Annotated in this window: 10 protein-coding genes; 1 reads left to right on the plus strand and 9 read right to left on the minus strand. The window is 72.0% G+C overall.

Going from position 1 to position 13,370, the window contains the following annotated elements:
* Positions 1-48: 48 nt before the first annotated feature.
* The 8 genes from DEI86_RS03540 to DEI86_RS03575 all read right to left on the minus strand — a co-directional run bounded on the left by DEI86_RS03540 (position 49) and on the right by DEI86_RS03575 (position 8,873).
* Positions 49-363 (minus strand): YlxR family protein, encoded by a 315-nt coding sequence (locus DEI86_RS03540; protein WP_111048828.1) that lies wholly within the window; start codon positions 361-363, stop codon positions 49-51.
* Between the two features lie 89 nt (positions 364-452).
* Positions 453-1,445 (minus strand): transcription termination factor NusA, encoded by a 993-nt coding sequence (gene nusA / locus DEI86_RS03545; protein WP_111013240.1) that lies wholly within the window; start codon positions 1,443-1,445, stop codon positions 453-455.
* 170 nt (positions 1,446-1,615) lie between these two features.
* Positions 1,616-3,427 carry a proline--tRNA ligase gene (locus DEI86_RS03550; protein WP_111048829.1) on the minus strand — a complete coding sequence of 604 codons (1,812 nt, stop codon included), beginning with the start codon at positions 3,425-3,427 and terminating at the stop codon, positions 1,616-1,618.
* Between the two features lie 78 nt (positions 3,428-3,505).
* Positions 3,506-4,654 (minus strand): flavodoxin-dependent (E)-4-hydroxy-3-methylbut-2-enyl-diphosphate synthase, encoded by a 1,149-nt coding sequence (gene ispG, locus DEI86_RS03555; protein ID WP_181434785.1) that lies wholly within the window; start codon positions 4,652-4,654, stop codon positions 3,506-3,508.
* Positions 4,655-4,774: 120 nt separating this feature from the next.
* Positions 4,775-6,103, minus strand: coding sequence for an RIP metalloprotease (locus DEI86_RS03560; RefSeq protein WP_258376455.1), 1,329 nt, complete (start codon positions 6,101-6,103; stop codon positions 4,775-4,777).
* 142 nt (positions 6,104-6,245) lie between these two features.
* Positions 6,246-7,358 (minus strand): 1-deoxy-D-xylulose-5-phosphate reductoisomerase, encoded by a 1,113-nt coding sequence (locus DEI86_RS03565; protein WP_111048831.1) that lies wholly within the window; start codon positions 7,356-7,358, stop codon positions 6,246-6,248.
* A 2-nt stretch (positions 7,359-7,360) separates the two neighbouring features.
* Complete coding sequence (locus DEI86_RS03570; protein WP_146242826.1) at positions 7,361-8,317, minus strand: FKBP-type peptidyl-prolyl cis-trans isomerase; 957 nt, start codon at positions 8,315-8,317, stop codon at positions 7,361-7,363.
* A gap of 88 nt (positions 8,318-8,405) precedes the next feature.
* On the minus strand, positions 8,406-8,873 hold the full coding sequence (locus tag DEI86_RS03575) for an OsmC family protein (RefSeq protein WP_111009180.1): 468 nt from the start codon (positions 8,871-8,873) through the stop codon (positions 8,406-8,408).
* A gap of 47 nt (positions 8,874-8,920) precedes the next feature.
* On the opposite strand from DEI86_RS03575, the gene DEI86_RS03580 reads away from it, so the two are divergent.
* Positions 8,921-9,916, plus strand: coding sequence for an asparaginase (locus DEI86_RS03580; protein WP_111048832.1), 996 nt, complete (start codon positions 8,921-8,923; stop codon positions 9,914-9,916).
* Positions 9,917-11,281: 1,365 nt separating this feature from the next.
* Here DEI86_RS03580 and DEI86_RS16780 read toward each other — a convergent pair.
* The gene (locus tag DEI86_RS16780; RefSeq protein WP_258376456.1) at positions 11,282-13,282 is read right to left on the minus strand and encodes an FHA domain-containing protein; all 2,001 of its coding nucleotides are present in this window, start codon (positions 13,280-13,282) and stop codon (positions 11,282-11,284) included.
* Positions 13,283-13,370: the final 88 nt, after the last annotated feature.

The following is a 13,370-nucleotide window of genomic DNA, read 5'->3' on the forward strand; positions in this document are numbered from 1 at the left end:
GAGAAGGGTGGGACTCACTGAGTGATGGGTCTCATTTCGAGCCGCTCATCAGTTGTCCATAAGCCGTTCAGCCTGTCCTGTCGTGTCGAGGTCCCGTGCCGGGTCCTGGCCCGACCGGAGTCGTTCCAGGTACTCGCGGACCGCCGACGTGTCCGGTTCACGATCCAGCCGCAGCGCGCGTCGGAAGGCCCGACGCGAGACGGCCAGCTCGTACGCATCGACCGTCGGGGTGATCCACGCGCCCCGGCCTGGCATGACTGCCTTCGGATCCACCACGACGCGGTCGCCACGGGCGACGACTCGGAGGAGGGAGGATCGGGGTGCACGGCGACGACTGCCGATGCACGTTCTGACGGGTTCCACTCTACTCCCTGCCTCGGACGGACGCGATCCCGGCGCGCCAACGAGGCGGTGCGGTCAGCGAACGACCGCGCGCGCTCCGCATCCGGCGCTCAGTCGCCCTCGAGGATGGAGTCCGGCTGGATGTCGATCCGGGCACCGGTCAGCTTCGCCGCGAGGCGGGCGTTCTGCCCCTCTTTCCCGATGGCGAGCGAGAGCTGGTAATCCGGGACGAGGGCGCGGACCGCCTTGGTGGACTTGTCGATCACGAACGAACTCGTGACCTTCGCCGGGGAGAGGGCGTTGCCCACGAAGGTCGCGAGGTCCGGCGAGTAATCGACGATGTCGATCTTCTCGGCCCCGAGCTCGTTCGTGACCGCACGGACGCGCTGGCCGAGCTCCCCGATGCAGGCACCCTTGGCGTTGACGCCGGGCTCGTTCGCCTTGACCGCGATCTTCGTGCGGTGACCTGCCTCGCGCGCCATGGACACGATCTCGACCACGCCCGACGCGATCTCGGGGACCTCGAGCGCGAAGAGCTTGCGGACGAGACCCGGATGCGTCCGGGACACGGTGATCTGGGGGCCCTTGTGTCCCTTGCCGACACTCGTCACGTACACGCGGAGCCGCTGACCGTGCGGGTAGGTCTCGCCAGGGACCTGCTCCTCGGGCGGGAGGATGGCCTCGATCGTGCCGAGGTCGACGTGCACCATGCGTGGGTTCGGCCCCTGCTGCACGACGCCGGCGACGATGTCACCCTCTTTGCCACGGAACTCGCCGAGGACCTTGTCGTCGCCGATGTCCCGGAGCCGCTGGTTGATGACCTGCTTGGCCGCGAACGCCGCGATGCGACCGAAGTCGTTCGTCTCGTCGACGGACTCACCGACGACGGTGCCGTCGTCGTCACGCTCGGGGACGTAGACACGCACCTGGCCCGACTTGCGGTCGAGCTCCACCCGCGCCTGCGGGTCGGCCGGCTCACCGTTCTCGGCTGCGTGCTTCTGGTACGCGGTGAGGATGGCCTGCTCGATGATGGTGACGAGTTCGTCGAACGGGATCTCCCGCTCCCGTTCCATGAGCCGCAGCACCGCGAGATCGATCTGCATCGAGGGCCTCCAGTATTCAGATGATGGGAACCCCGCGCTCGGACACCGCGCGGAAGGCGGCGTCCAGGATAGCGCACGTCGACCGACCGCCGGCGCCGCACTTCCTGTCCGACGACCGGGAGGCACGACGCAGGCCCGTCGATCCGGACCGGATCGAGTGGACGGCGCGATCAGATCGCGCGCACGGCGGCGAGCACCTCGGCGACCGGGACCTCGCGACGCTCCCCCGCCGCACGGTCCCACAGCTCCACCACGCCGTCGCCCGCGTTCCGGCCCGCGACGACGACCACCGGGACACCGATGAGCTCGGCGTCACCGAACTTGACACCCGGCGACACCTTCGGCCGGTCGTCGTACAGGACGTCCATCCCGGCGCGCTCGAGCTCGGCGATGATGCCCGACGCGACGTCGTAGGCCACCTGGTCCTTGCCGGTGGCCACGACGTGGACGTCGAAGGGCGCGACGTCCTTCGGCCAGACGAGCCCACGGTCGTCGTTGTGGGCCTCGGCGAGGATCGCCATGATGCGCGTGATGCCGATCCCGTAGGAGCCCATCGTCACCGTGGCGAGCTTGCCCCGCTCGTCCTGCACCTTGAGACCGAGCGCCTCGGCGTACTTGCGCCCGAGCTGGAACACGTGCCCGATCTCCATGCCGCGCGCCGTCTCGAGCGGACCCGAGCCGTCGGGAGCGGGGTCCCCCAGTCGCACGTCCGCGACCTCGACGACGCCGTCGGCCACGAAGTCGCGCCCGGCGACGAGCCCCGAGACGTGACGCCCGGCGGTGTTCGCGCCCGTGATCCACGTGGTGCCGTCGACGACCCGCGGATCGAGGAAGTACCGGAGTCCGGTCTCGCTGTCCGCACCGAGGAACTGCCGCACCGAGCCCTCGGTCCCGTGCCCGGCAGCGGCCTCCTCGATGAACGACGCGGCCGTCGGACCGATGTAGCCCTTGACGAGCGACCGGTGCTTCGCGAAGTCCGCGTCCGTCGCGGGCTCGACCTCGGCCGGGGCGAAGGCGACCTCCGCACGCTTCAACTCGACCTCGCGGTCGCCGGGGAGCCCGACGACGACGATCTCGCGCGTGCCGTCGAGGTGGGTGAGCGCGAGCACCACGTTCTTCAGCGTGTCCGATGCGCTCCAGCCGCTTCCGTCGCGCCGCGCCACCGCGTTCGCGTGCTCCACGAGGCTCGCGATCGTCGGCGTCTCGGCCACGGGCAGGAGGACGGGTGCCGGGAGTCCGGTCGTGGGCGACGCCTCGGGCACCGGGGTCGTGTACGCCTCGATGTTCGCCGCGTACCCGCCGGCACTCCGCACGAACGTGTCCTCGCCGACGGCGATCGGGTGCAGGAACTCCTCGCTCCGGCTCCCACCCATCGCGCCGGCGTCGGCCTGCACGATCACGTACTCCAGGCCGAGGCGCGTGAAGATCCGCTCGTAGGCGTCGCGCATGACCTGGTAGCTGGCGTCGAGCCCGGCGTCGTCGATGTCGAACGAGTAGGCGTCCTTCATCGTGAACTCGCGCCCGCGGAGCAGACCGGCACGAGGCCGGGCCTCGTCGCGGTACTTGTCCTGGATCTGGAACAGCGTGACCGGCAGGTCCTTGTACGACGAGTACAGGTCCTTGACGATGAGCGCGAACATCTCCTCGTGCGTGGGCGCCAGCAGGTAGTCCGCACCCTTGCGGTCCTGGAGGCGGAAGATCCCGTCCCCGTACTCGGTCCAGCGGTTCGTCGCCTCGTACGGCTCGCGCGGGAGCAGTGCCGGGAAGTGGACCTCTTGTGCGCCTGCGGCGGTCATCTCCTGGCGCACGATGGCCTCGATCCGGCCCTTGACCCGCAGCCCGAGCGGCAGCCAGGCGAAGATGCCGGGCGCCTGCCGACGGATGTAGCCCGCGCGGACGAGCAGCTTGTGGCTCCTCACCTCGGCGTCCGAGGGATCGTCGCGGAGCGTGCGGAGGAAGAGGTGCGAGAGCCGTGTGACCACGCGGAAAGCCTACCGGCCGCGCAGGACGCCCGAGCGGCCCGCAGCAGGACCACCCGCGCGCCGTCCGGTCCGACGCATCTACGCGGTGACGACCTCGGGGCTGCCGACCTCTCCGGCGGGCATCTCGGCCGCGAGGCGGTTCGCCTCGGCGATCAGGGTCTCGACGATCTCGGCCTCGGGCACGGTCTTGATGACCTCGCCCTTGACGAAGATCTGGCCCTTCCCGTTGCCCGACGCCACGCCGAGATCGGCCTCGCGCGCCTCACCCGGTCCGTTGACGACGCAGCCCATGACCGCGACGCGGAGCGGGACCGTCATGCCCTGCAGGCCCTCGGTGACGTCGTTCGCCAGCGTGTACACGTCGACCTGCGCCCGGCCGCAACTCGGGCACGAGACGATCTCGAGCTTGCGCTCGCGCAGGTTGAGCGACTGCAGGATCTGCAGTCCGACCTTGACCTCTTGCGCGGGCGGTGCGGACAGCGACACGCGGATGGTGTCGCCGATGCCTTCACCGAGGAGGATCCCGAAGGCGGTCGCGCTCTTGATCGTGCCCTGGAACTCCGGTCCGGCCTCGGTGACGCCGAGGTGGAGCGGCCAGTCCCCCCGCTGCGCGAGCAGTCGGTAGGCCTGGACCATGACGACCGGATCGTTGTGCTTGACGGAGATCTTGAAGTCGTGGAAGTCGTGCTCCTCGAACAGCGAGGCCTCCCACACCGCCGACTCGACGAGGGCCTCCGGCGTGGCCTTGCCGTACTTCTGCAGGATGCTGGGCTCGAGCGACCCGGCGTTCACACCGATGCGCAGCGAGACGCCGGCGTCTTTGGCTGCCTTGGCGATCGCACCGACCTGGTCGTCGAACTTGCGGATGTTGCCCGGGTTGACCCGGACGGCCGCGCAGCCCGCGTCGATCGCCTGGAACACGTACTTCGGCTGGAAGTGGATGTCCGCGATCACCGGGATCTGGGACTTCTTCGCGATGATCGGGAGCGCGTCGGCGTCGTCCTGGCTCGGGACCGCCACGCGCACGATGTCGCAGCCGGACGCGGTGAGTTCCGCGATCTGCTGCAGGGTGGCGTTGATGTTCGTGGTCGGCGTCGTGGTCATCGACTGCACACTCACGGGTGCGTCGCCGCCGACGAGGACCTTGCCCACCTTGATCTGGCGCGACTTGCGGCGCGGAGCGAGGGTGACGGGGGCCTTGGGCATACCGAGATTGACTGCTGGCACGGTCGGCAGCCTACGCGTTCCCGGTGACAGCCCGGTGACCGGCGGCCGACAGTCCGCTGTCGGCGTGCCTCCCGGGCCGGGGCGACGGGCGGGGCCGACGGCGGGGCCTCCCGGTCGACCTCAGCCGAACACTCGGACCGGACGCACGATGTCCGCGTAGATGAGGAGCAGGCTCATGCCCCCGAGCAGGACGACGACGGCGAACGTGAGCGGCATCGTCTTGGCCAGGTCGATCGGGCCCGGGTCCCCGCGGCCGAGGAGCTTGGCCGTTCGACGCTTGACGGCCTCCCACAGTGCGCCCGCGACGTGCCCGCCGTCGAGCGGCAGCAGCGGCACGAGGTTGAGCACGAAGAGACCGATGTTGAGCGCGCCGAGCAGCGACAGGATCGTGTAGATCTTGTCGACGACCGGGACGCCGCTCGCCGACGCCACGGTCCCGATGGCGCGGCCGACGCCCACGACGCTCACCGGGCTGTCCTGCGCGCGCTGTTGCGATCCGAACGCGGCGTTCCACACCGCGACGAGTCGCTGCGGCAGGTCGAGGATGAGCGACGCCGACGCCTCGGTCTGTGCCCAGACCGCGGGCAGGACCGCCGCCGGCGACTGCCGGACGAGCGTCTGTCCGATCGAGACGCCGACGACGCCGACGCGTTCCGTCTTCGTGCTGCCGTCCTGCTCCTTCGCCACCGTGCCGTCGGCGCGGTAGACGTCGCGCGTCGCCAGCCGGGGCGTCACGGTGATCGTGCGCCGCTGCCCGTCGCGGAGGACCGTGAGTCGCACGGGCGAGCCGGCCGACCGCTGCAGGATCGTCGTCAGCTCGGTCGTCGAGACATCCGACCGGCCGTCGACCGCGAGCACCGCGTCGCCGGCACGCAGTCCTGCCCGCTTCGCCGGGGACACCGGATCGTCACTCGTGCACCGGGTCGACTGCGACGTCGGCAGCACGCACACGGTCGTGCCCGCGATGCTCGTCGTCGGCGCGCCGAAGCCGCACAGCAGGACCGCGAACAGCACGATGCCGATCACGAGGTTCATGGCCGGGCCCGCGATCATGACGATGATCCGCTTCCACGGTGTCAGTCGGTAGAACGCCCGCTCGTCCCCCTGTTCGGCGATCTGCTCCGCGCTGGCGTCTCGGGCGTCCTGCACCATCGCGCTGTAGAACCCGGTGTTCGTGATCGGTGCGGGTCTGCCGGACGCCCGCGGGGCGAGCATCCCGACCATCGAGATGTAGCCGCCCAGGAGGATCGGCTTGACCCCGTACTCCGTGTCGCCGCGGCGGAACGACCACAGCGTCCGCCCGAACCCGAGCATGTACTGCGTCACCTTCACGCCGAAGAGCTTGGCGAAGAACAGGTGTCCGAGCTCGTGGAGGCCGATCGAGACCAGCAGGCCGACGACGAACACGACGACGCCGAGGACGAACAGGAGCACGGATCCGGGGGTCACCGGGGTAGCGTACGGGACCCTCGCCAAGCAGCAGCCGAGGGACCGCTGAGCGGCGACTGCTCATCGCGGAGTCACCGTGCCGTGTCGGGCATCGACGACGGGTCGGGAGACGGGCGTCCTGCCGGGAGGCGCGGTGCGCGCGTCAGCGACGCAGCAGACGATCCGCCTCGGCGCGCGCCCACCGCTCGGCCGCGAGCACGCCTTCGAGCGAGGACTCCCCCGCGTCGTGTGCGTCGACGACCCGCTCCACGGTGTCGACGATGTCGAGGAACCCGATCGTGCCCGCGTGGAACGCCGCGACCGCCTGTTCGTTCGCGGCGTTGAACACCGCCGGATAGGTCCCGCCGCGCTCCCCCACCTGCTTCGCCAGCCGGACGGCGCCGAAGGCGTCCTGGTCGAGCGGCTCGAAGGTCCAGGCGGACGACCGTGTCCAGTCGAGTGGCACGCCGACGCCCGCGACACGGTCGGGCCACCCCAGACCGAGCGCGATCGGCAACCGCATGTCGGGCGGGGAGGCCTGCGCGATCGTCGAGCCGTCGACGAACTCGACCATCGAGTGCACGATCGACTGCGCGTGGACCGTCACGTCGATGCGGTCGTACGGGACCCCGAACAGCAGGTGCGCCTCGATCACCTCGAGGCCCTTGTTGACGAGCGTCGCCGAGTTCGTCGTGACGACGAGACCCATGTCCCACGTCGGGTGCGCGAGTGCCGCGGCCGGGGTCACGTCGGCGAGCTCCGCCCGTGAGCGTCCGCGGAACGGGCCTCCCGAAGCCGTCAGCACGAGCCGGCGGACCTCGGTGGCGGACCCCGCGCGGAGTGCCTGCGCGATCGCGGAGTGCTCGCTGTCGACCGGCACGATCTGACCGGGTGCCGCCGCCGCCTGCACGAGCGGACCCCCGACGATGAGGCTCTCCTTGTTCGCCAGCGCGAGCAAGGCACCCGTCTCGAGGACCGCGAGCGTCGGGCCGAGCCCGACCGACCCGGTGATGCCGTTGAGCACGACGTCCGCCTCGACGGCACGAACCAGCCGTTGGGCGTCGGCCGCGCCGAACGCGACCTCGGTCACGCCGAACCGCTCGGCCTGCTCGGACGCCAGTCCGCGGTTGGTGCCGGCCACGAGGCCGACGACCTCGAACCGATCCGGGTTGCGTGCGACCACGTCGAGGGCCTGGGTGCCGATCGACCCCGTGCTCCCGAGGACGATGACCCGACGCTTGCCGTCCGGGTGCGCGCTCGATCCGGCGCTCGTCACGCTCAGCCCTTGGCGAGGATGTCGACGACGAACACGAGGGGCGCGTTCTTCGGGATGTTCGATCCCTCGGGCGGGTTCGCACCGTACGCGTCCGCGGCCGGGATGGCGATCATCACCTGGGAGCCGACCTTCTGGCCGACGAGGCCGGTCACGAACCCCGCGATGAGCTGGCCGTCCTGCACGGTGAAGCTCGCCGGCTGTCCGCGCTTCCAGGTGGAGTCGAAGACCTTGCCGGTCGCGTAGACCTCGCCCTTGTACTGCACGAGCACGGTGTCACCCTTGGCGACCGTGTCACCCGAGCCGAGCTTGATCACCTCGGTCGTCGTCTTGGCGGGCGCAGCCGTCTTCGGGATCGTGATGGTCGGCTCGCCGCTCGAGGCGTCCTTGACGGTGGGGAGGGAGGGGTCCTGCGTCTGCGGGTGCCCGGTCGACTTCTTGGCGGTCGTGCCGATGACGTCCGCCACCACGACGATCTGGCCGGTGGTGCCGAACCCGAGCGCCTTGCTCGAACCGACCATGGCCAGGCGCGACCCCACGTTCGCGCAGCCGAGGACCTGACCGAACCCGGTGCCACCGACCGAGAGCACCTGTGGGTCACCCTGATCGAACCCGACGGAGCCGAGCTTCTTCGCCGTCTTCGCCTGGTACACGGAGTACGAGACCTTGATGAAGTCGCCGTCGGCGAGCGCCTTGCCGCCACCCTTGACGACGCGCGACGCCTGCGTGGGGCTCGCCGACAGACCCTTGGCGAACGTGACCTTCGGCGCGGTCGTCCCGCCGAAGTCCCCCGAGACCCGGATGCTGCGCGACGCGGAGCCGGGCGACGGGCAGGCCGCCGACGACGAGCTCGCGCTGGCCGAGCTGGAGGCACCACCACCCGACCCGGACGAGGAACACGCGGCGAGGCCGAGGACGACCGCCGGGACGATCAGGAACGGGACGAGACGGAGACGCTTCACGAGGACCTTCGGTTGGGGTTGAGGTGCGTTCGGGCGGACGACGGCCGCTTCGACCGGACCAGTCTGCCGCACCGTTCCCGTGTGCTCGTCAGCGCACGCGGATCACGGGCTCGTGCCGGACCGGGAACGAAACGGACCGGGCGATGAAGCACAGGGACGAGGCCCGGGCGTGCGCGGCGGTCGCGTCGGCCACGCGGTCCGGCTCGAGGATGGTGACCACGGGTCGGAGCAGCGCGTCGGTGAGCTCGCCGGAGCCGTCGGGGTGGACGTCGAGGTGCCCGGTGGCGCGGTCCTCGTACTCGACGACGGTGATCCCGGCGAGCGCGGCGACGTGGAGATAGCTCAGCATGTGGCACTGGGCGAGCGCCGCCACGAGGAGGTCCTCGGGGTTCCAGCGGTCCGCGTCGCCGCGGAAGGGCTGCGCCGCCGAGCCGGGGAGGTCCGGTTTGCCCGCCGCGGACACCACGTGGTCGCGGCCGTAGGCACGGTGGTCGGACGTGCCGGTCCCCCGGTCGCCGGTCCACCGGACCTCGACGGTGTGGTCGTGGTCGAGCATGGAGCCTCCTGCCGAGGGGGTGTGACACCGCGGTTACACTCCCCATCATGCCGGGAACCGCCGACGTCCGCTCCGACCGCCACCCCCTCACCGCGGACGGGTCGGTCGAGCTGGCCGTCGTGTCCCGCTCGGGCTTCGACGAGAGCCGGCACGTCGGCGCCGGCGTGGTCGTCGACGCGGACGGGCGGATGGTGGACGTGGTGGGCGACGCAGCCGCGAGCGTCTGGACGCGGAGCACGCTGAAGCCGTTCCAGGCGATCGCGGTCCGTCGGACGGGAGCGCGGTTCGAGGGAGCGCAGCTCGTGCTCAGCACCGCGAGCCACGCCGGTACGCCCGCGCACCAGGAGGTCGCCGCGGCGATGCTCGCCGCATGGGGTCACGACGAGGACACGTTGGGATGCCCCCCGGACTTCCCCTTCGACGGCGCGACCGCACGACGGATGACCGCACCCCGTCGTCTGGCGATGAACTGCTCCGGCAAGCACGCGGCGATGCTGGCCTCCTGCGCACTGAACGGATGGGACCGGTCGACCTACCTCGCCGTGGACCACCCGCTGCAGCGCGTGGTGGTCGACACGGTGGAGGACCTGACCTGTGAGTCGGTCGACGTCGTCGGCGTGGACGGCTGCGGTGCGCCTGTCGTCCCGTTGACCCTGCACGGCCTGGCCCGCGGCATCGCGACCGTCGTCGGCCCGACGGACGCGGACGGTCGGGCGTTGACGACGGCCGTGCTCGCGGAGCCGTGGGCGATCGACGGGCCGGGTCGCGCCAACACCCTCACCATCGAGCGTCTCGGGGTGTTGGCGAAGCTCGGTGCCGAGGGCGTCATGGTCATGGGGGTACCCGGCTCCGGTGCGGTCGCCGTGAAGGTGCTCGACGGATCACAGCGCGCCGGCACGCTCGCGGCGCTGACGCTGCTCGCCCGTTCCGGCATGGTCGACCCCGACGACGCGCGTGCCGTCATCGCGGCGTCCGTCCCGTCGGTCCTCGGTGGTGGGCAGCGCGTCGGGGGCGTGCGGCCCGGGCGCGGCCTCGTGGCCTGAGGTCGCGGGCGACGGACGGAGCTCGACCGGCGGTCGGCCTGGGACCGGCGGCAACACCGGCACGATGCCATCGGCACCGTCCGCCACGAGGTCGATCGGCTCGACGGACCCGCCGGGCAGCAGACGGCAACCTCCGGCGTCCACGAGCAGCCGGGTCCGGACGGCGGGCGGCACGTCGGCGCGCGTCGGGGCGAGGACGACCCAGCCGAGCGCGCCGGGCGGACCGTGCCTGGGGTGCACGACGGCCACCGCGGTCCCGTCCGACGTCCAGCCGAGCGCGCCGGCGGGCGGCCGCCCGGCGGCCGGCAGGCCCGACACCACCTCGTCGCCCACACTCCGGATCTCGACGTGCTCGCCTCCGGCGCCGTCGGCCAGCGCCGTCACGACCGCACGGAACACGGCGCGTGCGGCGACGCCCCGGCCGACGACCGCGAGGCCGCCGGCCACGTCGGCGACGACGGCGGACCAGCCGATGACCTCGTCAGGCACGCCGTCGACGTGGTCCCGCATCGCACCGATCCGGGACGCTGCCCCGCTTCGCTCCGGCCGGTGACCGAGGAGCACGGGCAACCGACCGAGGTCCTGAGCATGCTGGGCACGGTCGATGTCGAGGCCGGGTGCGCCATCGGGAGTCAACGGGGCCGGACCCGCCCGCCCCGTCGGAGACGGTCCACCACCCGGCCGACGCGACGCCCAGCGGACGGCCACGAGCGCGGCTGTGGTTGCGATGACACCGACGATGCGGGAGACGGCGGCATCAGCCGTCCCCGGGAGCGCGGACACGGCGCTGCCCAGGGCGACCACCGCCGTGGCGAGGGCCAGGACGGCGCGGCCATGGCCCTCCTGACCGTTCTGCATGGCACGAGCGTGACGCACACCGGACGCGACCCCGGCACCGAGGGGGCGCGCGGTGTGGGACCTCCGGATCCCCGCCGTCTGTGGAGGAGGAGCGTCGCCCGCCCTGACCTCGCGTGTTCTCGGATCCGGCCGTCGGCAGGGTCGACACCGCGACCCGTACGTGGACGCCGAGCCGCGTCGGGAGGGTTCAGGCCGCGTGCTCCTGGTCCCCGGTACCGGGGCTCGACGATCGCGTGCGAGGCCGCGCCGACGTGCTCGTGTGCGACCATCGCGGCCTCGACGCCCTCGACGGACGAGCTCTTGTACAGGGTCGGCTGATGCGCCCGCGAGGAGCGCCCCGGCGATCGGGAGCCCTCGAGCGCGCGATGGCGGAAGCGCGGATCGACCGCTCGTGGAACCGACCGCGGATCGCCGGGACGAAGGCCGAGTCGAGGGACACCACGACGCCAGCACGTCATCCCGGCCCCCGAAGGCCCCGTCCGGTCCGCCCGACGCGGCGCCTTCCGCCTACTGCACCAGGAAGAACTGCTCGCCGATGTCGACCCGTGCCCCGCGCTCGACTCGGTAGCGGCGTCCGGGCTCACACCGGCGGATGCTGCCGTCGATGTGCCGGATCACCGTGCCGTTGCCGGAGAACCGGTCGGACACCCACAGGTCGTCGCCCTCCCGCCCCAACTCGAGGTGCGTCTTCGACACCGACTTGCCGGGGTCGACGATCGTGATGACCTCGTCGATCCGCTCACCCGGCTCGGGGCGCGGGAGGCGTCCGAGCAGCCCGGAACCGACGAGTCCGACCCGCTCGCCCGTGCTGAAGTGCAGGACGACGGGAGCGCGCTGGGGCGAACGGGCGACGATGCGTGTCGCCTCGACGTCCTCGCCGTCATCGTCCTGCCGCCGTCGACTCCACGTGCGGAGGGTGTCCTCGGCGATCGGCGACGGTGGGATGGGTGGGAGCGTCGGGCGCAGCGGTGCGGCCGCGGGCGGCTCGTCGAGGCGACCCGGCATCGGCGGGAGGTCGTCCGACGGCGCTGAGGCGGCATGTCCGGCACGCATCCGGGACGCCGGATCCGGCACGGCAAGGGGTGCTGCGTCTCCGGAGTCGGCCTGCGGCAGCGGCTGCGCGTCAGCGACGTGGTCCGCGTCGGCGTCCTGGTCCGGGTCGCCCTGGTCCGCCTCGGCGTCCTGGTCCGCGTCGGTGTCCTGGGGCGCGTCGGCCTGGGACACGTCGGTGTCCTGGGGCGCGTCGGCCTGGGACACGTCGGTGTCCTGGTCGGGGTCGGGAGCGTCTACAGCGTCGGACCCGGCGTCGGTACTGGCCTCGTCCGCGCTCCCGGACACGGGGTCCGAGTCGTCCACGATCGACCAGTCGGGTCGCTCCATCGGGAGCGGCACCACGGGGCCCGTGTACGCCGCGGTCACGGCCGGCACGACGGCGCCGCACTCCTCGCAGAAGATGTCGTCCGGCTCGAGGGGGTGCCCGCACACGTGGCACGTCGCTCCCTGCGCTCCCGGCGCCACGAGCGGCACGGGGCGTGGCGCGACGCGCCGCTCCGGGAAGGGCATGATGACCGCGGTGTCGCCCGGTCCCGGGACGTCCGTGGTGACGCCGGCTGCCCGGGATCGCGAGTCGTCGTCCCGGGTGCGATCGTCCTGGCCACGGGCGTCCCCGCGGCCCTCGAGTCCGTCGTGACCCTCGGCATGGCCGTGCCCCTCGGATCCGTCCTGCCCCTCGGATCCGTCCTGACCCGCGGCTGCGTCATGACCGCTCGCGGCTGCGTCATGACCGCGCCCGGCGTCGTCCGCGCGGCCGTCGACGGCGGCGGGAGCGTCTCCGGCGTTCGAGCGCTCTCCCGGCACCGCGTCGTCGTCTCGGTCCACCGGGTCGGCTTCCGTGCCGAAAACGGCTGCGGTGTCGGCATCGTGGCCCGCATCAGCCGCTGCGGTGGGCCGGTTCCGCCCGACCCACCACGTGGGAGCGGCGGGTTCGGGAACGACCGGATCGGGGACGCGGCGCTGCGGCGTGGGCGGCGCGACGAGCGTCACCTCGGGGTCCTCGTCGAGCTGATCCGCCCGGGTGGCCGCACCGGGTGTGTCCACCGGAGCGCCGTCGTCGACCCGACCGGCTCGGTCGTCCGGGCGGTCGTCGACCGGAACGGGCCGGATGCGGTCCGGGTCGAGCGAGGGTTCCGTGCGTCGGCCGGCCCAGCTCGCGAGACCGCTGTCCGAGCCGTTCACATGGCTCGGTGCGCTCCGCGGCGCGAACCGACGGTCGCCGTCGTCGTCCGGGTCGTGCGGGCGCCGGATCTCGTCCCCACCGCGACCGGACTCGTCGCGCCGGTCGGACGCGCCGGTGAGCCAGGCACGCGTCGCGGGGTCGAGCGTGGTCTCCGGCAGCCAGGCATCGGCCGCGGGGTCCGGTCGCCCGGCCGAGGGGGCCGGCGGGCGGAGCGGCGGTGGTTGCGGGGCGCGTCCGGGCTCCGGTTCGACGGAGCGACGTGCCGTCGCCACCGACACCGACCGACCACACTCACCGCAGATGATGGCCCCGTCCGGGAGCGGCGATCCGCAGTGCTCACATCTGATCACTCGTGACCTC

This window comes from Curtobacterium sp. MCBD17_028 (assembly GCF_003234875.1).
GTDB lineage: Bacteria > Actinomycetota > Actinomycetes > Actinomycetales > Microbacteriaceae > Curtobacterium.

Excerpts from the sequence above, each read along its gene's own strand:
- nusA (WP_111013240.1), bottom strand. The coding sequence starts at position 1,445 with ATGCAGATCGATCTCGCGGTGCTGCGGCTCATGGAACGGGAGCGGGAG.
- DEI86_RS03575 (WP_111009180.1), bottom strand. The coding sequence starts at position 8,873 with ATGCTCGACCACGACCACACCGTCGAGGTCCGGTGGACCGGCGACCGG.
- DEI86_RS03580 (WP_111048832.1), top strand. The coding sequence starts at position 8,921 with ATGCCGGGAACCGCCGACGTCCGCTCCGACCGCCACCCCCTCACCGCG.